We start from the raw sequence: 21986 nt of genomic DNA, 5'->3' as shown, positions 1-21986 counted from the left end.
TCAATATTTAACCGCAAGACGTTATTTTTAAGCTCACAAAGTTAGTCGATCTAGACATAATGAACATCCTATGCAGACAGAAAAGGTAGTAGATTATATAGTAAACTGGTTAAAGGAATATGCGGTAAATGCAAACATGAAAGGTTTTGTCATTGGAATATCAGGCGGAATAGACTCTGCAGTGACCTCCACGCTCTGCGCCAAAACCGGTCTTGAACTCATGTGTTTGGAAATGCCCATACACCAAGCTGAAAACCAAGTAACCCGAGCATCACGCCATATAGACTGGCTGCAAGCTAATTTTAACAAGGTAAGAAGACAACCGGTAAACCTCACCCCAGTATTTGACAGTCTTGTATCCTCTCTTCCAAAAGTAGATAATGAAGAAGAACGTTTTATGTCATTGGCCAATACAAGAGCCAGATTACGCATGACCACCCTTTACTACTTTGCGGCTCTGGAAGGCTATTTGGTAGCAGGCACAGGAAATAAGGTAGAGGACTTTGGTGTAGGATTTTACACCAAATATGGTGACGGAGGTGTAGATTTGAGCCCCATTGCAGACCTTTTAAAGACTGAAGTATACGAAATAGCCAAACACCTGAATATCAATACAGATATCCAAAATGCAGCCCCAACAGATGGACTTTGGGGAGACGACAGAACCGATGAAGACCAGATAGGAGCAAGCTACCCTGAGCTAGAATGGGCTATGAAAATGCAAGATGAAGGAAAAAAAGTGAGCGATTTTACTGGCAGAGAGAAGGAAGTATTCTCAATATACACGAAATTTAATTCAGCTAACCAACACAAGATGAATCCGATACCCGTTTGCGAAATTCCTGACGCTCTATTTTAGCGATATATCCGTAAATAAGGTAATCTAATCGAATAAATTCATAAAAGAGGCTAATTTTATGAAAAAAACACCAATTTTGTTTAAGTAATTAGATTTTTAAACCTTACATTGCATGTCAGTATTTTAGACGGGCGAAAGAACGTTTATAATCTAGGTTAAAACTATCAACATGATTAAAGTATTAATTGCAGACAACCATCCCATTATTAGAATGGGTGTGACTAATGTTCTTGAATCTGCTAATGGATTTGAAATAGTGGGTGCGGTATCCACTACTTCTGAGCTCTTCGATAAGTTGGAGAAATCAAATCCTGATGTAGTAATGCTGGAGATGGACATTCCGGAAATTAACGGGATTGCCACGCTGCGAAAAATCAAAAAAGAACACCCGAGTGTAAAGGTATTAATGTATAGCGGTCAATCTGAAGACGTTTATGCACTAAGTACTATTCGCGCAGGTGCCTTTGGATATCTTTCAAAAGCCTCAGACATAGACTACATCATAACAGCAGTTAAAAAAGTAAGCGAAGGCAACATGTTCATTACAAATGAACTTGCACAACGTTTAGCATTTGATGAAGGTACCCAAAAACCCAGAAGGTTCTTTAGAAAACTTTCTACCCGTGAGGTTGAAGTACTTAAATTATTGGCTAGCGGTAAGCGTAACAAAGATGTAGCCATCGGTTTGAACTTAAACGAAAAAACAGTGAGTACCTACAAGGCTCGTTTAATGAAAAAGTTAAACGTAGACAACATGGTAGATCTTTTGCAACAGGCAAAAGCATTGGAACTTTATTAAGAAGTTAACATTCGTAACGTGTACAGACCCTGATGATTTCGTTAGGGTTTTTTTATGCCCTAAAATCAAGCTTTCGCCACGTATTCTTAAGAGAATACTCTATTCAACTTTTTATTTAGCAATTTGTTCAGTTGAAGATAATTCATGATTTCTTCAAGCGTTTCCCTGTGATCTTGTTGACTTTCCTTAGTATGGTCTTGCAAGGCCGTCATACGTTTTTTTATTAAAAAACACCGCAAGGTCAGGATAGTTTCACTTACCAATTGGGCCACGCCTACCTTCTTTTCCTTTGGATAAATATCTTTCCTTTCCCAACTGTGCAATGTATACTTTTCCTCTTCCATTAAAATAGAAGACACTTCAGAAACCAACTGTTGCTCTAGTCCGCTTAAAAATGTACTTATCGTAAAATCGGAATCTTGGTTTAAGGCCTCAATAAGTTTATAGTAAATCTGCCGGAATTGTTCATTTGCCAATTCAATCTCATCATCCTGTAGATCCAAGAAAATCTTTTCGTACACCTTAGCTTCAACCGACTCAGGCTCCAGTATCAGGTCTCCAGATTCATTTTCTTTTAGCACCAAATCCTCAAACTCTTCTTTTTCATTCCCATACAGCAGCAACAGTTCAATAATTTTGCGTTCCAGTAAATACTGCACGTCTACTTTCTCCTGCAGAGCCTCGTTCTTGACTACATCAAAAGCTTTTTGTTCCGGTTTTTGATTTTTAGAATCTGCTGAAGCTCCCTTTTTGCCCATTTGTGCCAACGTACTAAAGAGTACGCCCTCGGAAACCTTCATGATATTAGCACATTCTTGAATGTAAATTTCCCGCTTTATGGCGTCCGGTATTTTGGAAATACTCTGAATAATATCCCTGACCGTATCCGCCCGTTTTATAGGGTCATTGGCCGCTTCTTGAGCCAAAAGTCCCGCTTTAAATTGTATAAAATCCTGCGATTTTTCTTCTAAATACTGTTGAACATCCTCAAGGGCATTGTTTTTAGAAAAACTGTCCGGGTCTTCTCCTTCAGGAAACGTGCAGACCTTTACGTTCATGCCCTGCTCCAAAATTAAATCAATACCACGTAAAGAAGCCCTAAGGCCCGCTGCATCACCATCAAAAAGTACTGTTATATTTTTTGTAAGCCTGTTGATTAGACGTATTTGCTCTGGAGTAAGTGCCGTTCCACTTGACGATACCACATTATGAATACCACGTTGGTAAAACTGGATAACATCCGTATAGCCTTCAACCAAATAGCAATTGTCCTCTTTGGCAATAGCCTGTTTAGCATGATAAATACCATATAACACTTTGCTCTTATGATAAATATCGCTCTCTGGCGAGTTTAGATATTTTGCCGCCTTTTTATCATTACCTAAAATTCTACCTCCAAAACCTAAGACCCTACCGCTCATGGAATGTATAGGGAACATTACCCTTCCTTTAAAGCGATCAAAAGTTTTTGGGCTGTTGGGGTTTTGTGCATCCTGTTTTACAATGGTCAGTCCCGTTTGCTCCAAGTACTTTAATTTATACCCTTCATCAAATGCAGCTTTTGTAAAACCGTCCCATTGATCCAAACAATAGCCTAGATTGAATTTTTTTATGGTCTCCTCGGTAAATCCCCTTTCCTTAAAGTAACTAAGACCAATGGCTTTACCTAATTCTGTATCCCACAACATATGGGAAAAATGCTTTTGCGCAAATTCCGAGACCAGGTACATGCTTTCGCGCTCATTGGCTTCTTGCTTTTGCTCATCCGTACGCTCTGTCTCTTCTACTTCAATGTTGTATTTTTTGGCAAGGTATTTTATGGCCTCTGGATAGGTAAAATGTTCGTGTTCCATTAAAAACGCCACTACATTACCCCCTTTTCCACTACTAAAATCTTTCCATATCTGTTTTACCGGAGACACCATAAAACTTGGTGTTCGCTCATCTGAAAACGGACTGAGCCCCTTAAAGTTAGAGCCAGATTTTTTCAGTTGGACAAAATCGCCGATCACCTCCTCTAGTCGGGCGGATTCGTAAACTTTATCTATGGTAGTTTTTGATATCAAATCAGTAGAAAATAAAAATAGTGTCTAAAGATAGACACTATTTTTCATATAAAATTCCGCTCTGTTTTATTTGGCCTCAATTCTCCAAATGACACCACTATCATCATCATTTACTAAAAGAGCACCATCGGTCGCAACCGCCACACAAACAGGTCGTCCATACACCTCACCAGCCTCTTCATCAGCAATAAAACCGGTTAGAAAATCTTCCGGTTGTTGTGGCTTGCCTTCTTTGAAGGGCACAAACAAAACTTTGTACCCAGAAAAGATAGCTCTGTTCCAAGAGCCGTGCTGCCCTACAAAAGCACCATTTTTATACTTCTCCGGAAACTGATCAGCCGTGTAAAAAGTGAATCCTAGAGAAGCGGTGTGACTACCAACGGGAACATCCGGAATAATTGCCTTACCCACCATTTCTTCATGTGGATCATCTTGCCAACGTGGATCCTTAATCTGACCGTAATAACTATATGGCCAACCATACCATCCTCCTTTTTGGACGCTGGTCACATAATCCGGAACCAAATTATCCCCAATTTTATCCCTTTCATTTACTGCTGTCCATAGTTCACCGGTTACAGGGTTCCAATCCATACCTACGGGATTCCTTAATCCGCTAGCGTATGTGATTTCTCCAGAACCATCTAGATTCACCTCTAAGATAGTTGCACGGCGTTCTTCTTTTTCCATACCTTGTTCCCCTACATTACTTGCCGATCCAACAGAAATGTAAATCTTATTACCTTCTTTATTGGTTATGATGTTACGCGTCCAGTGGTTGTTATACCCACTGGCGGATAATTCTACGATTTTCTCTCCTTCACCTTCCAGTTTAGTCTGTCCCGCCTTATACGGATATCTGAAAAGTCCGCCTGTATTAGCTATATAGAAATAATCACCTATTACTAACATTCCAAAATTCTGATTCAATCCCTCTTTAAAAACATAGTGACCATCAACTACACCGTCTTGATCCTTATCTCTCAACAACGTAATCTGATTAGCGCTGTTCTTGGTATTGGATTCCGCAACGAATATATCGTTATTAGGTGCTATATACGTCCATCTGGGATGCTTTAAACTATCTGCAAATTTGGTGACGTAAAAACCTTCCGGTGCTTTTGGTTTGACATTTTCAGGCCAACCGATAACCTTGCTTTCCTTGGTGACCGATTCAGTTGAAAAGGGCGCTACCAACTCTAGCGGACCGATAGCTGTCTGCACCGTAGTGATTCCGCTTTCTGCCAAGTCCTTTTTTTCTTCCTTCGAAATTTTAGCTGTCTCTTTACAAGATAGGAACGTCCCACAACCTATTAGTAGTAAAAGTATTTTTCTCATATTGTAAGTTTTACCTGAAAATAAAATTTACAATTCAGAAAACTGAACACTATCAACCCTAGTAATTGCTCAATCGATAGCTATCGAATTTAAAGCTCCACATCTCGCTTATCCCTGTTTTCAGGGATGGTATTTTCACTACTACAAGTGAAACTTCGCAACTCATATAGCCGCAACTTTGTCCTATATATTTTTAACCCTATTACAAACCTAAAAACAAAATTATGATCTGGGGAATTGCATTAGTATTATTAAGTATTGTAGCCGTACCATCTTTATTGCTATCAAAAAAACCGAATGCGGGAGAACTTTTAGAAAAAATTGAGCCTTACCAAGGATGGATCGGAATTATATTCTGTTTCTGGGGTGTTTGGGGCCTTATCACAGCCGTTCTTAATTTAGGGTGGTTAAGCACCTCCCCTATTTGGTGGGCCACGTTTTTAGCCGGCAATCTGGTATCTGCCGCTTTAGGCTTTATGTTGGGATCAGGCCTAATAAACAAATTGCTCTTGTCCAACAGCCAGGCCGCACGTGTACGAGCCGAAGAATTACGTGCCAAAATTGCCCCGAAACAAGGAAAATTGGGTATTCTGGGCATAGTTGTTGGCAGCTGGATGATCGTTGCTTCATTTTTATACTCGGCAGTATAAGTTTCCACCTATAAAAGTCGTTAATCACTTAACAGAAAAAATCTAAAAATAATATCATGAAAAAATTAATAACAGGTATTGCACTACTAGCTTGTACAGTTATGACTTTCGCACAGAGCACTTTTCAAAACAACATTAATGTAAATGGCTCACATGAGTACAGTATAACACCTGAATACTCAAGTAAAATGATTGTTAGCCTTAACAACGTATACTATGATGCTCAGACCATGAGTCTTGATGAAGTTAAGACAGGATATATGGAGAAACTTAAAAAGGCCAATATAGATACATCTCAGCTTGTAGAAGCTCCTCTTTATTATGCGCTTCTAGGATATGAGAAGGAAGGTACCGTATATGAATTTAAAACTAAATCTTTAGAGGAAATGCAGAAGTTCCTTAGTGTGAAAGCTATTGGTGTTACGCGTTCGGACACCAACTTAGAAGCCGAACTTAGTGAAGCTCAAATGGCCGAATATGCCAAATTAGCTTTTGATGACGCTAAGATCAAAGCCACTGCCATTGCTAAAAAAATTGGGAGGAAAATTGGAAAAGCCATTTACATTAACGACACGAACGTAAAAAAAATAGCCGAATCTATGTACTATGGAAATGCTGAGCAGAAAAGAAACTATTACTTATCCGTTTCCTTTGAGTTATTATAAAATAACTTGTTCTTAAAAACAGTCCTTCGTAAAGCAGTCAAAAAAGGCTCTTTTACGGAGGATTATTTTTTTCGGTCTACTACATAGTTTACCATTAACTCTAGAGAATCCCTATAGGCAGATTCTGGATATGTGGCTAGTATTTTTAATGCCTCTTCTTTGAAATAAAGCATTTTTTGAACAGCGTAGTCCAAGCCTCCATTATTGCGAACAAAAGCAATTACCTCTTTTACGCGCTTTTTGTCCTTATTATGGTTTTTTACCGAATTGATAAGCCATTTTTTATCCGCTTTTGAGCAGGTATTTAGCGTATGAATCAGTGGCAAGGTCATTTTTTGCTCTTTAATGTCAATTCCGGTAGGCTTTCCTATTTTATCCTCGCCATAATCAAAAAGGTCATCTTTAATTTGAAAAGCCATGCCACACAACTCCCCAAACCTTCTAAAAGTCTCTACACTTGGGGATTCCGGCTGAACAGAACATGCTCCCAAACTACAGCAGGCCGCTATTAAGGTTGCCGTTTTTTGCTTGATGATGTTATAATAGACGTCTTCTGTAATATCCAGTCTACGTGCCTTTTCAATTTGCAGCAATTCTCCTTCGCTCATCTCACGTACGGCAACGGATATGATTTTCAGAAGGTCAAAATCTTCGTTGTCAATTGATAATAACAGCCCCTTAGACAATAGATAATCACCAACTAGCACTGCAATCTTATTTTTCCATAGGGCATTTATGGAGAAAAAACCCCTACGCTTGTTACTTTCATCCACCACATCATCATGTACCAATGTAGCGGTATGAATTAACTCTATAACGGAAGCGCCACGGTAGGTCCGTTCGTTTACCTCTCCGTTGTTTAGCATTTTGGCCGTAAGAAATACGAACATAGGCCGCATTTGTTTTCCCTTACGATTTACGATGTAGTAAGTAATACGATTAAGTAACGCCACTTTTGAGGACATTGCCTCACGAAACTTTTCCTCGAAAAGTTCCATTTCGTGATTTACCGGCTCCTTTATCTGCGATACTATTTTCAAAAACCTGTGTTTTGTTCGCTACTTGCTTTAGCGTATAAATTTAGGAAAAAACAAGCGAGTACCCTGTATGCTTCAACCACTATTCGTAAAAAGTATAAAAGATAATTCTTTTAAGGAATTTCAGGGAAGAAAACACCTATCACATAAGACCAATAAAAAAGCAAATATCTTGTGCGTCCTATTGTTTATTGGCCAACTGACCACATGCCGCATCAATATCCTTGCCCCTAGATCTTCTAACCGTAACCACAATGCCATTACGTTCCAAAGTTGCCACATACATTTCTATTGCGCTATTGGCCGCTTGTTGAAACTCACCATCATCTATGGGGTTATACTCAATAAGATTAACTTTAGAAGGTGCAAATTTACAGAAGTTCACCAAAGCATCTACATCCTTCTGGGTATCGTTAATACCCTGCCAAACCACATACTCATAGGTAATTCTGCTCTTTGTTTTTGCATACCAATATTCCAACGCCTCCCTAAGGTCTTCTAAAGTAAAGGTTGCGTTAAAAGGCATTATTGAAGTACGTATTTCATCTACTGCTGAATGCAGGGAAACGGCAAGTTTAAACTTTACCTTATCATCGGCCATTTTACGTATCATCTTGGGCACACCAGATGTAGAAACCGTAATGCGCTTGGGAGACATACCCAAACCCTCCGGAGATGTAATCTTATCAATAGCTTTTAGCACATTGTTATAGTTCATAAGCGGCTCGCCCATGCCCATAAAAACAATATTGCTCAAAGGTTTATCAAAATACAATCTACTCTCATTATCTATGGCCACTACCTGATCATATATTTCATCAGGGTTTAGATTACGCATACGTTTTAAGCGAGAAGTAGCACAGAACCTACAATCCAAGCTACAACCCACCTGACTGGAAACACATGCCGTAGTTCGTGTTTTAGTTGGAATAAGAACCGATTCTACCACTAGATCATCATGCAAGCGAACGGCATTTTTTATAGTGCCATCACTACTGCGCTGCATTTGATCTACCTTAATGTGATTGATCACAAAATTAGCCTCTAGCATATCTCTTGTTTCTTTTGAGATATTGGTCATTCCCTCAAAAGAATGTGCTGCCTTTTGCCATAGCCATTCATACACTTGGTTACCTCTAAAAGCCTTATCTCCATTAGTAACAAAGAAGTCTCGTAACTGCTCCTTAGTAAGTGCCCGTATGTCCTTTTTTTGTGTCTTCACGTTCTAAAAACTAAAAAGCCCTTCTATACTTTCAATAAAATATAAAGAAGGGCTTTAAATTTATGTTTTTACCTTTTGGGTAAAACTAGATTATTAGCATTGCATCACCATACGAATAGAACTTGTACTGCTCTAAAATGGCTTCTTTGTACGCTTTTTTCATTAAATCATGCCCAATAAAGGCAGATACCATCATCAACAACGTAGATTTTGGCAAGTGAAAATTCGTTACCATACAGTTGGCTATACTGAAATCGTATGGAGGGAAGATAAACTTGTTCGTCCATCCATCAAAAGTATTTAAAGTATGCTCGGAAGAAACAGCACTTTCAAGGCCACGCATTACCGTTGTACCAACAGCGCAAATACGTTTTTTGTTCTTCTTGGCATTGTTCACTACCTCAGTAGCCCTTTCGTCAATTACCAGCTCTTCACTATCCATTTTGTGTTTGGATAAATCCTCAACCTCAACCGGGTTAAAAGTACCCAAACCTACGTGAAGGGTAACTTCGGCAAAGTCAACACCTTTAATTTCCAATCTCTTCAACAAGTGCTTTGAGAAATGAAGACCTGCGGTTGGTGCAGCCACAGCTCCTTCATGCTTGGCATAGATGGTCTGGTAACGCTCTTCATCTTCCGGCTCTACATCTCTTTTAATGTATTTAGGCAAAGGAGTTTGACCCAAATCACGAAGTTTTCTTCTAAAGTCTATATACGAACCATCGTAAAGAAAACGTAACGTTCTACCTCTTGAAGTAGTGTTATCAATAACTTCCGCTACTAATGTTTCATCTTCTCCAAAGTACAATTTGTTACCAATACGTATTTTACGTGCTGGATCAACCAAAACATCCCAAAGGCGTTGTTCTTCATTCAGTTCACGTAATAAGAATACTTCAATTCTTGCACCTGTTTTTTCTTTGTTACCGTATAAACGGGCTGGAAAAACTTTGGTATTGTTCAAAACCATTACATCGCCTTCATCAAAATAATTGATAAGGTCTTTGAACATTTTATGTTCTATTTTTCCGGTTTCACGGTGAATGACCATTAATTTAGACTCATCCCTATTTTCAGCAGGATACTCGGCCAATAGATTATCTGGTAATTCAAAATTGAAGTGCGATAGTTTCATCTATGAAATTTTGTTAAAAGTTTTGCGGTTGCAAATATACGATGTGCAGATAGGGGTTGTCAAGTAAAACGCAGATTATATTGGTTCTTACCTGTTTATCATCTGTCTTTAACAGGGAAATTTACAGCACAAACAGCAAAACAAACTCGCAAATTACTAATTACCAGCTAACTAAATATCTTTAGACACAAAACCCAATTTCTCAAGGTCATTCCAAAAATCAGGGTAGGATTTAGAAACTACACCAGCATCGTTTATGTACAAAGGTACTTTTAGTGCTAAAGGAGCAAATGCCATGGCCATTCTGTGATCATTATAGGTATCAATTGCAACCTCTGTATTGAATGCTTCGGATAAACCTAGAGTTAATTCTTTATCGGTAACCGCTATATTCGCCCCCAATTTAGAAAGCTCCGTATGCAATGCTTCCAAACGATCGGTTTCTTTGATTTTAAGGGTATGTAGTCCTGTTAGATGACATTCCATTTTCAGACCAAAACAAGTAACGGCAATGGTCTGTGCTATATCCGGAGCATTGCTCAAATCAAATTGAGCTTTCTTCTCAGCAGGATTTTCAACCTTACGTAGCACTACATTGTTTCCTTCAAAATGGGTTTCCACACCAAACTCAGTATACAATTCTTGAAGTACACTATCTCCTTGCAAGCTATTGTTCTTATATGCCGATAAGGTAATTTCGCTTCCCACATCAGAAAGGGCAACAATACTGTAGTAGTAGGATGCAGAACTCCAGTCCGACTCCACTACCAAGTTTACATTCTCTACACTAGCCTTTGGCGCAACTTTTATGGTATTGCCCTCAAAAGAATTTTCTACCCCAATCTGTGACAACAGGGCCAAAGTCATTTTTATATAAGGAACCGAAGTTATTTTTCCTACCAGCTCCAATTCCAAACCGTTTTTAAGGCTAGGAGCAATCAATAATAAAGAAGAAATATATTGACTACTGATATTCGCAGGAAGACTCACTTTGCTTTCAACCAGCTTTTTACCCTTTATTTTAATTGGCGGATATCCCTCATCTTTCACGTATTCTATTTCCGCGCCTAAACTCTGGAGCGCCTCCACCAAAACCTTTACCGGCCTTTCGGTCATACGCTGTGATCCAGTAAGCGTTACTTCTTTTCCCTCTTGAGAAGCAAAATATCCCGTTAAGAAACGCATTGCGGTACCGGCATGGTGAATATCCACTACTCCATTCTCAATTTTAAGCCCTTTTTGCATCACCTCCGCATCATCTGAATTGGAAAGGTTTTCAATACTAAGGTTCGGGTATAAAGCTTGTAGCAATAATGACCGATTAGACTCACTCTTTGAGCCCGTAATCTGGATGCTATTTTTTAATAAGGTATTGGACGGCGCGGATAAATGTAGTTTCAAAAGTAATTCTCTTTATAAGGTTCTTAAACGGAACAGGTTTGTTTTTAAACCATTCCGCAGCCCCACCTGTTATGGAGCACAATTTAAGTTGCCAAAGATAATACTATTTGAGCTTTTCATTGTTGTGATGACGGTCATGATCTCGTTTTGTTTTTAAATCGAGTTTTTTGTCAAAAGCCGTCTGTAGATCTACACCGGTCTGGTTGGCCAAACAAAGGGTTACAAAAAGCACATCTGCCAGTTCTTCTCCCAGGTCTTTGTTCTTATCTGATTCTTTTTCACTTTGCTCACCGTACCTGCGGGCTATAATACGCGCTACTTCACCAACCTCTTCCGTAAGCTGTGCCATGTTCGTAAGCTCATTAAAATAACGCACCCCGTGCTCCTTAATCCATTTATCTACCCTTTCCTGTGCTTTCTGTAGTTCCATTGGAAGTAATTTTTGATAAAACTACTTTTTCTGTTTGTTTTTCAACTAAGTTTTTGAAGAATTCTTTTAAATAGGAATAGTGTTCCGCCCCTATTATCGGTTGGTTCAACTTTAAGTCGGCCACAAGCTGCAATTTCTGCCCGCTACCCATAATCTTGTACTGAAATGTACCTATACCATCAATGAGGCCAATGGCCATATCTTCAGGCTTGGAGATAACTTCATAATTCTCCGGAATAGAAATGCTCACCAAATATTTACTTCGCTTAGGAAATGTAAAATCTACGGGATATTTTCTCTCATCCAGTTTAAAAGGGTTCTCGGCCTCTACCAGATGAAACAAAGGTGAAAAATAAATTTTATCGCCAATTACATCTGCCTGCCTGTCCAAAACAAACTCATAGCTCTCTTGAACAGGTTTGTTTATATTCATTTTATTCTTGATTTCATAGTTTGAAATCTCCATGCCACTGTTACGGTTCTCCAACTTTTCCAAATAATCTTCTTCATTACTATTTGCATATTTATTTCTGAACAAATAAGCATTGTAATAACGGTTGGTCTGTCTTAATTTTCCACTAAGGCTTCCATTATCGTTGAGCTTAACGCTCATTTGTATATTATCTTCAGAAAGTTGTTTAGGAAAAAGATTTATGGAAACCGAAGACCCGTCTTTTTCTATTTTCTTACCAAACCAATTTAATGTCCTTGTTGGTAAAAGGTTTGGCCTAGTGTATTTGTTAGTAGCATCTAGCAACACCATTTCACCATCTATCTCTACCGAAGCAATTACATAATTAAAACCTTCCCTAGTTGGAAACATTGGCACACCATGACTCCTGGTACTTACTAACACTGGACTAGCATCTAGACCTGCCTCCTGAAGCATAGCCGTAAGTATAAGGTTGATATCCCCAACATTGCCCGTTCTCTCTTTATAAGCCGTTTTTACACCTTTGTCTACATGATAACCGTATATATTGTTCCAATTCATGTGGTTTTGAACGTGAAAAAATATACCGGCCAATAACTCAATCGGAGAGGAAGCTTTACTTTTTATAGCTTCAAGGTCGTCCTTAAAATACCTGTTGGCTTTTAATTGCACTCCAAACCCTTCGCTCTCATATATTTTTTTGATTACAGCTTCCCATGTGGTTGCATAATTTTCCATCATCTGATGTGGAAACTGAATATACTGCAATTCATAATCTACAGAACTTCTGTAATTGTCCATATCGTTTACGAACGGCTCTTCTTTTAAGGCTGGCACATTGGTCATAATGTAGTCTGTAGTATTAATCTTAAAATCAATATTTTGATTTGAATATTTTGTAGATGTCACATCAAACCCACCACCAGTAGTTCTATTTTTACTTGTTAAATTTATATTTCCTGATTTTGCCGTGTACTTGGGTGTTACGGCCAAATACCCTTTCATACTTGTCTTAAAATTGAAATACTCCGGAGTAGCAATGGTTATTTCTTGTTTTTTTATGGGAATATCATATTGCAATACTATTTCGTCTATAGAGTAGTAAAAAGGGGAAATGATTTTATACTGAAATTCTATAACAGAACCTTCCTTTATATTCGGAAGAGTAAATTTTTCTTCATTCCTATACTTGTTCAATTCAGTAGTAAATACAGCAGATTTTTCCATTTTACTCTTTTCAACCTTACCGTTCATTAAACTGTAAGTACATGCCTTTAGCCCAGAAATAGACTCCGCATTACTATCACTTTTATACAACATTTGTGAAATAGTAGCATAGTCAAATCCCGCTTTATTATATATTTTTATACGTTCAAAAACATCGGTAATAATAGTAAAACCAGCTCCCTGAGCATAATTGAACCTAACATTCTTACTTCTATATAAAACCGTAGCTGCTGCTGAGGAATCACTGGGGTTAAAGGTTTCTCTTAATTCTGCCTCGGAAACTTTTCCGAATTTATAACTCTGGGCATTTGCCGTAAATACTATGGTCAAAAGAACCATTAGCAAGGTTATTCTAATTTGCATCATGTTATTGGTTTTATGTAAAAAGTGGCTGTTTATTTCTTTAGAAGTACAATCTGCGCATTGTCCGTGCTGGCAACTTCTTTTCTAAAGTCGCGATACGCATTATATTTTTCTTTGGGATAAAATCCTTTTTTCAGGAAAAAACTTCGTTTGTAACTCACGGTATTCTCCGCTTCGTTATAATCAAAATCTACAGTGTATACGCCAAATTCATTTTCGATTTTCTTAGCACTAGGCAGCGCCTCTACCACGTATCCTTCAGGAAGCGTGATAACCGAATTATCCTCATCTAGGTACCCACGTTGAATTTCAAATGGCAGCTTTCTATTGCGGTAACGGTCCGGGACAACATTACGGTTATTAAAGGCATTGGCCGTAAACAAAATTCTATTTCCACTTAAAGAAGCATAGTTAGATGCGCTCAAAGAAACATTTTCATTAAAGACAACTTCTTTTTTATTATTATCAAAGTTATAGTTGGCAACGGTTAGGTTGTTTATGGAACTCCATCTGCTTTTAATCTTTTTTACAATTTCTTCTTCGGTTTCTTCCTCTAACCTAAAATGACTATTGTATCTACTTCCTTTGGTCATGAGATTCGTTTCTCCAACAATGCTGCCATTAGGTTTTAGCTCATATGATGATGTAATAGATTGATAATTGTTCTCATTAAGGTAGGCTGTTGTAGTAACAATTTCACCACCTTCTGGTTTTACGATCATTACTTTTCTATCGTCCGTAAAACTGCCAACATAACCAAATGGAAGAATCTGGGATGTGCAGTCTACCCAATAGTACCTATCATTATACGGTATGGCAAGAATGACATGATTGCCCTGCGCCAAATCAGCAAAATCATCTTCAAAATCTACCTTATCACCTCCAGCTTGGACCACTGCATAATAAGAGGTAACCCCTACTTCTTTTAACAATGCTTTGGTATAGTTTGAAAGCCCCTTGCAATCTCCATACTTTACGCGGTCTACCTCAACAGCCGCTATAGGCTGAAGCCCCCCTATTCCTATTTGCACACTAATGTATCTGGTATTGTCCTGAACGTATTTATAGATGATTTTCGCCTTTTCCAAATCATCTTGAACGCCATCCACCAATGACTTGGCCTTTGCAACAGTTTGCGGACTTAATTCATCTCTGCCGGACAACAATTTTTCATCTACCCAAGTACCTAAATCTTTCCAGCTATCTACAGAAGCATCAAATCCTTTATAATGAAAATTCTTTATCCGGGTCATTAACCTGGGACAGATTTTCTTAAAAGAGGGACTCATGCTTTCCCGTTTTATAGCTTTAATACTATTTGCAGTATAGGTAATTGAGTTGTTTGTTTCCTCTATATCAAAATCAATGTTTTCTAAGTTTTTCTCTATGATAGTTGGCTTCAAATTCGCATTTGCATAGGTTATGCTATAGCGACTTTTTTCCACACTTACCAAAAAGCCATTTAAGAAAAACCATGATGGAATCGTGCCCGTATCCGGTGTCTCGTATTCACTTTCAAAAACTAGGGTATACGGGTAATTGACAGGGGTATAATCATAATATAAATGGCGATAATCATTATATAACGAAAACCCGTCAGCAGCGTTAACATCCTTAAAATCCTTCCTTTTAATTTTCTCTATTTCATTGCCCATGGTATCATAGACACGAACCTGAATATCCTTTATTTTTTTATCACTGTCATACCCCATACCGGTTCTTGCATGGCGGTCTCCAAGACGATTTAACACAGTAATTACCTGCTTAGTTTTAACCGTCATCTTTTGCTGTGAAAGAAGCTCAATCTCAACTTGATCTAAACGGACTACTGCATTTGCGTTCTCCGTAAGTTCTTTTTTTAATAAGAGGGCATTGTAATTTAATTCTTGAGCTGTAGAAATAATGCTCGTAAAAAATAAAAATGTTATTAGAGAAAGTCGCATTGCCTGTGATTGTCGTGAGAATTCAGAACAAAACACATATTTTTCTTACAAATTGAAGAAAAAATTCGATAAAGAGAACCTATTCCTTGCTCTTCGTATCTATGGCAATAGTAACCGGGCCATCGTTTAGCAAATCCACTTTCATATCGGCGCCAAAAATACCGGTACCAACCTTTTTGCCTAGATCCAGTTCAATTTGCGCAATGAACTTCTCATAAAGAGGAATGGCCACATCCGGTTTTGAAGCTTTTATATATGACGGCCTATTACCTTTTTTTATAGCGGCATGTAAGGTAAACTGACTGACAACAATAGCATCTCCGTTTACTTCCTTTAGCGATTCGTTCATAACACCATTGGCATCATTAAAAATTCTAAGGTTGACAATTTTTCGGGACAGCCATTCAATATCCTCTTGTCCATCGGCATCTTCAATGCCCAACAAGATTAAAAGTCCATTCTGTATTTCTGAAATTATTTTTCCCTCTACCGTTACACTGGCCCTAGAAACTCTCTGAATAATAGCTCGCATTGCTCTTAATATAATATTTGATATTCCTAGTGACGCTATTTTTTTACGTCATGGATATCTACCCTGTAATTCTCTTCTTCTCCCGTTACCATTTGCACATAGCTACGATAGCGGCTCCATGCTACCTCTTCTGCCTCCAGTGCCTCTTTTACGGCACATTTGGGTTCGTCTAGATGAAGACAATTGTTGAATTTACACTCCCCTTTCAATTCAAAGAATTCAGGAAAATAATCCCCAATTTCCTCTTTTTCCATATCTACAATCCCAAAGCCCTTGATGCCTGGAGTATCTATGATGCGAGCACCAAAATCCAAATCAAACATTTCCGCAAAAGTAGTGGTATGTTGGCCCTGAAGATGCTGACCCGAGATTTCCGTAGTTTTTAAATCCAGCTTTGGCTCCAATGCGTTTACCAAGGTTGACTTGCCTGCACCGGAATGACCTGCGAACATGCTGGTCTTACCCACCATCATTTCTTTTACCTTATCCACATTTTTACCGGACTTTGCTGAAATTCCAATACACGTATACCCTACATTCCTATAAAGTTCAGCCAGGTATTTAATCTCTGCCAATTCTTCAATAGAATAACTATCTACCTTATTAAAAAGTAAAATAGCAGGAATATCATAGGCTTCTGCTGTTGCCAGAAAACGATCAATAAAAATGGTATAGGTAGTAGGATTGTTTAAGGTGACCAATAAGAAAACCTGATCTAAATTGGCCGCTATAATATGGGTTTGTTTTGAAAGGTTTACGGATTTCCGAATAATGTAGTTCTTACGATCTTCAATACCGTGAATGGTACCTACGGTATCATCCCCTAGCTTTTCTATTTTGAACGCTACTTGGTCCCCAACGGCAATAGGGTTCGTACTTTTTATCCCCTGAATTCTAAATTTACCTTTAATACGGCATTCGTAAAACTCACCCTCTGGTGTCTTTACGGTATACCAACTTCCGGTAGATTTATATACAGTTCCCTTCATTATTCTCAATTTCACTACAAAGAAACAACTTTACTTCATACTATCCGTGTAAAACAGGCTGTCTTAAAGGATATTGCCGCAAAAAATTACTTGACCCATTCCTAATTTACTTCTCTTTAATGCAACCTTTTATGAGTTCCTGTTGTCCTTATTAGCATAACTTAAAATTTATATGATGAAAAAAATAGCAGTAATAGCCCTTATTTTGATTGCCACAACTTTTAACGTTAACGCGCAGGAGATAAAAATAATTACCAGTGTTGAATCCATTGTTCCTAGTGGATTGGGCAGGTCCAGAATTATTGATGCGCAAGAGGATAAGGATTTCGAAGAATTCACTTCTGAGCAGACCGAAGAAGACAATACCCGTAATAAATCTAAAAGAGGTAATATTAGAGTAAAGAATTTTGAAGAAACCAAGCTCCTTAACTTTTATAATATTGCCGGTATCCGTTTTCAGAATATAGCTGCCAACGATGCCGTTATCTCATCAAAACTTACGGATATGTTAAAAGAAGGCTGGGAACTTATTTTCGTGACCAGTGGTGTAGAGGCCGATGCCGGCGATAGCGATTCTCAAGGAATTTTCATTACACGATATGTTTTCAAAAGAGATTAAAAACAAAAAACGGCTTGTTTTTCAACAAGCCGTTTTTTTATACATGCAATATAATCTGCATTATCCGTTTACAATCTTCTCTTGATGATTGATAGACTCTTGGTGAATGGCCTTGAACATTTTAAGAACGAATTCTTCGCTTAAACCACGAGCTTCACCCTCTAAGATCATAGCTCCTAAGATTTGGTTCCAACGGTTAGACTGTAATACCGCTACGTTCTTCTCTTTCTTAAGTTCTCCAATACCATCAGAAACTTTCATACGCTTGCCCATAGTATCTATCAACTGATTGTCAAGAATATCTATCTGCGCTCTTAAGTTGCTTAATTTAGCATTGTACTCCGCTTCACTATCCGATTCTTTTCTGATTTTCAAATCTTTCATGATCTGCACCAATTTAGCTGGCGTTACTTGCTGTGCAGCATCACTCCAAGCATTGTCCGGATCAAAATGTGTTTCGATCATTAAACCATCAAAATTTAGATCAAGTGCCGTTTGAGATACATCAAAAATCATATCTCGCTTACCTGTAATGTGAGATGGATCGCTGATCAATGGCAAATCTGGAAACTTGTTCTGGAACTCAATAGCCAATTGCCATTCAGGAATGTTTCTATATTTTGTTTTTTCATAGGTAGAGAAACCTCTATGGATAGCTCCCAATTTTCTGATTCCAGCGGTATGCAAACGCTCAATACCACCTAACCACAAGGCCAAATCCGGGTTTACCGGGTTTTTAACCAGTACAATCTTATCCGTACCTTCCAAGGCATCTGCCAATTCTTGCATGATAAAAGGGCTAACCGTTGAACGTGCTCCGATCCACAATAGATCTACATCATGTTCAAGTGCCAATTCTACGTGTGCACGATTGGCTACCTCTGTGGCTGTTTTCAATCCTGTTTCCGCCTTAACTTTTTGTAACCACTTTAAACCAAGTGCGCCAACACCTTCAAAGTTTCCTGGTCGTGTTCTTGGTTTCCAGATACCCGCGCGGTAGTAATTTACATCGGTATCTTTTAACTCGTGAGCAATACGCAACACTTGTTCTTCGGTTTCAGCACTACATGGCCCTGCTATTACTAGTGGATGGTCTAAACCCATATCATCCAACCATGTTCTCATTTCTTTTGAATTCTCCATTACTTCTTGTTTAGTGGTATTCCGTTTAAAATTTCCTTTATTTTATTAGTGTCGTTCATTTCGTTAAAAATTCCCGTGTAATCTCCTTTTTCCAGAAGTTGTTTAAACTCCTGAAGGTTCTGTATATATTCGGTCAAAGTTTCGACCACATTCTCTTTGTTCTGTTCAAAAATGGGCGTCCACATGGCCGGAGAACTCTTTGCCAGCCTTACGGTACTCTCAAAACCACTCCCCGCCATGTCAAAAATATCACGTTCATTTTTCTCTTTATCGATTACCGTCTTTCCCAACATAAAAGCGCTGATATGTGACAAATGCGACACGTAAGCAATGTGTTTGTCATGCGCCTCTGGATTCATATACCGAATCCGCATTCCTATTTCTTGAAAAAGCTCTAAAGCCCTTTCCTGAAGCTTAAATGCCGTTTTTTCAACTTCACATATAATGTTGGTCTTTCCTGCATACAAATTTTCTATTGCCGCAGACGGGCCCGAAAACTCAGTACCTGCAATGGGATGTGCCGCCAAATAGTTTCTTCGCTTTGGGTGCGCATCCAATGTTTTACAAATTAAACTTTTGGTTGATCCGCCATCAAAAACCACACAATCATCATTAACTGCATCCAATATCTTTGGAAGCTCCGTAACCATTACTCCTACTGGAATAGTAACAATCACCATATCCGCAATTGCCAAGTCTGCATAACTAGAGGCTACATCTATGAAGCCCAAACTTAAGGCCTCGCTCAAATGCGATTCGTTGGTATCTATTCCGTAAATTTTACATTCTGGACGTAGACGTTTAATATCCTTTGCAAAGGAACCTCCTATTAACCCAACACCTACTATAAAAACATTCATTTTATAAACTCTAATTTGTCCGTTTAAAACCGACTAATTGCTTCTTTAATTTTATCTTCCGTAACACATAAAGAGAAACGTATATACCCTTCACCATTGCTTCCGAAAATAGTTCCAGGTGTTATAAAGAGATTCTTATCATACAACACCTCGTCTATAAATTCTTCTGCAGACTTGCTTCCTTCCGGCAATTTTGCCCAAAGGAACATGCCCACGGCCTTTGTATCATACGTACAGTTCAACTTATCCGCTAATTGATACATTAATGCCCTTCTTGAAGTGTATACTTCATTCAACTTATCAAACCACTCTTGCCCACTTTTTAGGGCTTCAATGGCGCCTTTTTGAATTCCGTAGAACATACCGGAATCCATATTACTTTTCACTTTTAGTACCGCATTAATATGCTCTGCACTTCCCAAGACCATGCCTACGCGCCAACCGGCCATATTAAAAGTCTTGCTCAACGAATTCAGTTCCAAAGCAACATCCTTGGCTCCGTCTATAGCCAAAATACTAGAAGGCGAATGGTTAAGGACAAAGCTATATGGGTTATCGTTTACCAAAAGAATATCATTCTTTTTGGCAAAAGCTACCAGCTTCTCAAACTGTGCCTTTGTGGCCGTTGCCCCTGTTGGCATATGAGGATAACTCGTCCACATAATTTTTACCTTGCTCAAATCATGCTCCTGTAATTCCTCCAAATCAGGAAACCATCCGCCTTCGGCCGTTAGATTGTAATATTTTGCTTCTGCCCCTACCAATTTTGTAACTGATGTATAGGTTGGATACCCAGGGTTGGGGATCAATGCAATATCACCTTCATTTAAAAAGGCCATGCTTATGTGCATAATACCCTCTTTTGACCCCATTAGAGGCAAAATTTCAGTAGCTGCATCTGCTGTAACACCAAATTTTAAGCTATAAAAATCGGCTACTGCCTCACGCAATTCCGGCAAACCTTGGTAGCTCTGGTACTGATGCGCACCACCGTCCAAAACGGCCTCTTGAATGCTTTTTATTATAGCTTCCGAAGGTGCCAAATCCGGACTACCAATACCCATATTGATAATTGGTCTTCCTTCGGCCATCAAACCACGAACCTCCCTTAGCTTCTTTGAGAAGTAATATTCCTCAACTGTATGTAAACGATTGGCCGTACGTATCATATTCTCGCATTTTTATATTCACCCAACACCTTAAAGTCTTCCGACATGATGTTCAACAGTGATTTTGCCTTATCAAAATTGTTATAATCGTTAAAAGTTACATCCACAAAAAAGGCATATTTCCATGGTGTCTCTATTATGGGCAATGATTGTATTTTTGTTAGATTCAACCTACAATCACTCATAACATTAAGCACAGCCGCAAGACTTCCGCGTTTGTGGTCCGTTACAAAACGTACCGAGGCCTTATTGATTTCGCCTTTTGGAAGCTCTTTATTTTTTGTCTTTACAATAATAAAACGGGTTGCATTGTTTTGTATGGTCTGTATGTTGTCTGCTACGATGTCCAAATCGTATAAACCGGCCGCTACCTCAGGAGCAATTGCCGCAATATGCTTTAACTGTTGGTCTTGAATACGCTTTGCCGTTTCCGCCGTATCTACATCTTCCACCATTTTTATATGCGGATGATCGCCAAAAAACTCCTTGCATTGCAGTAAAGCCATGGGATGTGACCTTACCTCTTCTATATCCGAAATTTTTTGCCCTTTTAGCACCATCAAATTATGGCTGATGTTTAAATAATGTTCCCCAACAATATGCAGGTTTTTGTGGTACACAAGTGCATAATTGGGTATGATCGAACCCGCAATAGAGTTCTCAATTGCCATTACCCCAACATCGGCTTTTTTTTGCAGTAACTGATCTACCAAGAAATCAAATGACATACATTCTACCAAATCCACATTATCATCAAAATACTCCCGAGACACCTGATGGTGGTTAGATCCCTTGATTCCTTGAATAGCTACTTTTAGCTTCATAATTGACTTTTCTTCCTTGTGCTGACAAACTTTATCCTGAAATTTTCAATAGGTATTGAACAAAAAAAGTCCCGTTTATAACGGGACTCTAATTTGTTTATATCATGCAATATCTTACAACAGTCCCATACCTCTCTTAAAAAAGAAGTAAAAATAAAAACCGTTAAAAAAGAATTGCTTTGTCATAACACACTTAAACTTGGGCTAAAGTAATAATTTTATTTAAAAATAAAACCGATAGCGCTCATTTTTTTCGATTTTATAGTTATCTCGCAGTCAGAC

The 21986-nt window shown here is 38.5% G+C and carries 20 protein-coding genes; 5 read left to right on the top strand and 15 right to left on the bottom strand.

The features are described from left to right. Window positions 1-70: 70 nt before the first annotated feature. Window positions 71-859: an NAD(+) synthase gene (nadE, locus tag Q4597_RS12255; RefSeq protein WP_303406426.1), complete on the top strand. Its 789-nt coding sequence runs from the start codon at window positions 71-73 to the stop codon at window positions 857-859. A gap of 169 nt (window positions 860-1028) precedes the next feature. After that, window positions 1029-1658, top strand: a complete 630-nt coding sequence (locus tag Q4597_RS12250) for a response regulator transcription factor (protein ID WP_215441227.1) — start codon at window positions 1029-1031, stop codon at window positions 1656-1658. Between the two features lie 86 nt (window positions 1659-1744). On the opposite strand, the gene dnaG is transcribed toward Q4597_RS12250, so the two are convergent. After that, the gene (gene dnaG, locus Q4597_RS12245; protein WP_303406425.1) at window positions 1745-3724 is read right to left on the bottom strand and encodes a DNA primase; all 1980 of its coding nucleotides are present in this window, start codon (window positions 3722-3724) and stop codon (window positions 1745-1747) included. Between the two features lie 66 nt (window positions 3725-3790). After that, complete coding sequence (locus Q4597_RS12240; RefSeq protein WP_303406424.1) at window positions 3791-5062, bottom strand: sorbosone dehydrogenase family protein; 1272 nt, start codon at window positions 5060-5062, stop codon at window positions 3791-3793. Between the two features lie 224 nt (window positions 5063-5286). On the opposite strand from Q4597_RS12240, the gene Q4597_RS12235 reads away from it, so the two are divergent. Together Q4597_RS12235 and Q4597_RS12230 are read left to right on the top strand one after the other, a co-directional pair. Further along, complete coding sequence (locus Q4597_RS12235; protein WP_289063357.1) at window positions 5287-5712, top strand: hypothetical protein; 426 nt, start codon at window positions 5287-5289, stop codon at window positions 5710-5712. A 56-nt stretch (window positions 5713-5768) separates the two neighbouring features. Beyond that, complete coding sequence (locus tag Q4597_RS12230; protein ID WP_303406423.1) at window positions 5769-6377, top strand: SIMPL domain-containing protein; 609 nt, start codon at window positions 5769-5771, stop codon at window positions 6375-6377. Between the two features lie 62 nt (window positions 6378-6439). Here Q4597_RS12230 and Q4597_RS12225 read toward each other — a convergent pair whose 3' ends face one another. The 9 genes from Q4597_RS12225 to rsgA all read right to left on the bottom strand — a co-directional run bounded on the left by Q4597_RS12225 (window position 6440) and on the right by rsgA (window position 17089). Then, on the bottom strand, window positions 6440-7417 hold the full coding sequence (locus tag Q4597_RS12225; RefSeq protein WP_303406422.1) for a polyprenyl synthetase family protein: 978 nt from the start codon (window positions 7415-7417) through the stop codon (window positions 6440-6442). Window positions 7418-7595: 178 nt separating this feature from the next. After that, complete coding sequence (gene rlmN, locus Q4597_RS12220; RefSeq protein ID WP_303406421.1) at window positions 7596-8636, bottom strand: 23S rRNA (adenine(2503)-C(2))-methyltransferase RlmN; 1041 nt, start codon at window positions 8634-8636, stop codon at window positions 7596-7598. A gap of 85 nt (window positions 8637-8721) precedes the next feature. Next, window positions 8722-9771, bottom strand: coding sequence for a tRNA preQ1(34) S-adenosylmethionine ribosyltransferase-isomerase QueA (gene queA, locus Q4597_RS12215; RefSeq protein ID WP_215441218.1), 1050 nt, complete (start codon window positions 9769-9771; stop codon window positions 8722-8724). Window positions 9772-9942: 171 nt separating this feature from the next. Next, window positions 9943-11172 carry a 3-phosphoshikimate 1-carboxyvinyltransferase gene (locus tag Q4597_RS12210; protein ID WP_303406420.1) on the bottom strand — a complete coding sequence of 410 codons (1230 nt, stop codon included), beginning with the start codon at window positions 11170-11172 and terminating at the stop codon, window positions 9943-9945. Window positions 11173-11275: 103 nt separating this feature from the next. Further along, window positions 11276-11602 (bottom strand): nucleotide pyrophosphohydrolase, encoded by a 327-nt coding sequence (locus Q4597_RS12205; protein WP_215441214.1) that lies wholly within the window; start codon window positions 11600-11602, stop codon window positions 11276-11278. Next, window positions 11568-13628, bottom strand: coding sequence for a DUF3857 domain-containing protein (locus Q4597_RS12200; protein WP_303406419.1), 2061 nt, complete (start codon window positions 13626-13628; stop codon window positions 11568-11570). Before Q4597_RS12200 ends, Q4597_RS12205 begins: the two co-directional genes overlap by 35 nt. 29 nt (window positions 13629-13657) lie before the next feature. Next, window positions 13658-15568 carry a DUF3857 domain-containing protein gene (locus Q4597_RS12195; protein ID WP_303406418.1) on the bottom strand — a complete coding sequence of 637 codons (1911 nt, stop codon included), beginning with the start codon at window positions 15566-15568 and terminating at the stop codon, window positions 13658-13660. Between the two features lie 79 nt (window positions 15569-15647). Beyond that, window positions 15648-16100 (bottom strand): D-aminoacyl-tRNA deacylase, encoded by a 453-nt coding sequence (gene dtd / locus Q4597_RS12190; protein WP_303406417.1) that lies wholly within the window; start codon window positions 16098-16100, stop codon window positions 15648-15650. A gap of 35 nt (window positions 16101-16135) precedes the next feature. Further along, on the bottom strand, window positions 16136-17089 hold the full coding sequence (rsgA, locus tag Q4597_RS12185) for a ribosome small subunit-dependent GTPase A (protein WP_215441206.1): 954 nt from the start codon (window positions 17087-17089) through the stop codon (window positions 16136-16138). A 175-nt stretch (window positions 17090-17264) separates the two neighbouring features. Between rsgA and Q4597_RS12180 the strand changes: the two genes are divergently transcribed. Next, a complete protein-coding gene (locus Q4597_RS12180) occupies window positions 17265-17708 on the top strand; it encodes a hypothetical protein (RefSeq protein ID WP_289063422.1) in 444 nt (147 codons plus the stop codon). Window positions 17709-17768: 60 nt separating this feature from the next. On the opposite strand, the gene Q4597_RS12175 is transcribed toward Q4597_RS12180, so the two are convergent. From Q4597_RS12175 to Q4597_RS12160, 4 genes are read right to left on the bottom strand one after another with little or no spacing between them, the layout of a single operon-like run. After that, on the bottom strand, window positions 17769-18851 hold the full coding sequence (locus Q4597_RS12175; RefSeq protein WP_215441204.1) for a bifunctional 3-deoxy-7-phosphoheptulonate synthase/chorismate mutase type II: 1083 nt from the start codon (window positions 18849-18851) through the stop codon (window positions 17769-17771). Beyond that, window positions 18851-19711: a prephenate dehydrogenase gene (locus tag Q4597_RS12170; RefSeq protein WP_303406416.1), complete on the bottom strand. Its 861-nt coding sequence runs from the start codon at window positions 19709-19711 to the stop codon at window positions 18851-18853. Before Q4597_RS12170 ends, Q4597_RS12175 begins: the two co-directional genes overlap by 1 nt. Window positions 19712-19734: 23 nt before the next feature. Next, the gene (locus Q4597_RS12165) at window positions 19735-20880 is read right to left on the bottom strand and encodes a pyridoxal phosphate-dependent aminotransferase (RefSeq protein ID WP_303406415.1); all 1146 of its coding nucleotides are present in this window, start codon (window positions 20878-20880) and stop codon (window positions 19735-19737) included. Beyond that, complete coding sequence (locus tag Q4597_RS12160) at window positions 20877-21704, bottom strand: prephenate dehydratase (protein WP_215441198.1); 828 nt, start codon at window positions 21702-21704, stop codon at window positions 20877-20879. Before Q4597_RS12160 ends, Q4597_RS12165 begins: the two co-directional genes overlap by 4 nt. Window positions 21705-21986 lie beyond the last annotated feature (282 nt).

This window comes from Zobellia sp. 1_MG-2023, assembly GCF_030549125.1.
Lineage (GTDB): Bacteria > Bacteroidota > Bacteroidia > Flavobacteriales > Flavobacteriaceae > Zobellia > Zobellia russellii.
This window is presented reverse-complemented; position numbering and strand designations above follow the sequence as displayed.

Coding starts and splice junctions, on each gene's coding strand:
- nadE (WP_303406426.1), top strand. CDS start 71: ATGCAGACAGAAAAGGTAGTAGATTATATAGTAAACTGGTTAAAGGAA.
- Q4597_RS12235 (WP_289063357.1), top strand. CDS start 5,287: ATGATCTGGGGAATTGCATTAGTATTATTAAGTATTGTAGCCGTACCA.
- Q4597_RS12170 (WP_303406416.1), bottom strand. CDS start 19,711: ATGAATGTTTTTATAGTAGGTGTTGGGTTAATAGGAGGTTCCTTTGCA.
- Q4597_RS12230 (WP_303406423.1), top strand. CDS start 5,769: ATGAAAAAATTAATAACAGGTATTGCACTACTAGCTTGTACAGTTATG.
- rsgA (WP_215441206.1), bottom strand. CDS start 17,089: ATGAAGGGAACTGTATATAAATCTACCGGAAGTTGGTATACCGTAAAG.
- Q4597_RS12250 (WP_215441227.1), top strand. CDS start 1,029: ATGATTAAAGTATTAATTGCAGACAACCATCCCATTATTAGAATGGGT.
- Q4597_RS12200 (WP_303406419.1), bottom strand. CDS start 13,628: ATGATGCAAATTAGAATAACCTTGCTAATGGTTCTTTTGACCATAGTA.
- Q4597_RS12205 (WP_215441214.1), bottom strand. CDS start 11,602: ATGGAACTACAGAAAGCACAGGAAAGGGTAGATAAATGGATTAAGGAG.
- dtd (WP_303406417.1), bottom strand. CDS start 16,100: ATGCGAGCTATTATTCAGAGAGTTTCTAGGGCCAGTGTAACGGTAGAG.
- queA (WP_215441218.1), bottom strand. CDS start 9,771: ATGAAACTATCGCACTTCAATTTTGAATTACCAGATAATCTATTGGCC.
- Q4597_RS12195 (WP_303406418.1), bottom strand. CDS start 15,568: ATGCGACTTTCTCTAATAACATTTTTATTTTTTACGAGCATTATTTCT.
- Q4597_RS12160 (WP_215441198.1), bottom strand. CDS start 21,704: ATGAAGCTAAAAGTAGCTATTCAAGGAATCAAGGGATCTAACCACCAT.
- Q4597_RS12165 (WP_303406415.1), bottom strand. CDS start 20,880: ATGATACGTACGGCCAATCGTTTACATACAGTTGAGGAATATTACTTC.
- Q4597_RS12240 (WP_303406424.1), bottom strand. CDS start 5,062: ATGAGAAAAATACTTTTACTACTAATAGGTTGTGGGACGTTCCTATCT.
- Q4597_RS12175 (WP_215441204.1), bottom strand. CDS start 18,851: ATGGAGAATTCAAAAGAAATGAGAACATGGTTGGATGATATGGGTTTA.
- Q4597_RS12180 (WP_289063422.1), top strand. CDS start 17,265: ATGAAAAAAATAGCAGTAATAGCCCTTATTTTGATTGCCACAACTTTT.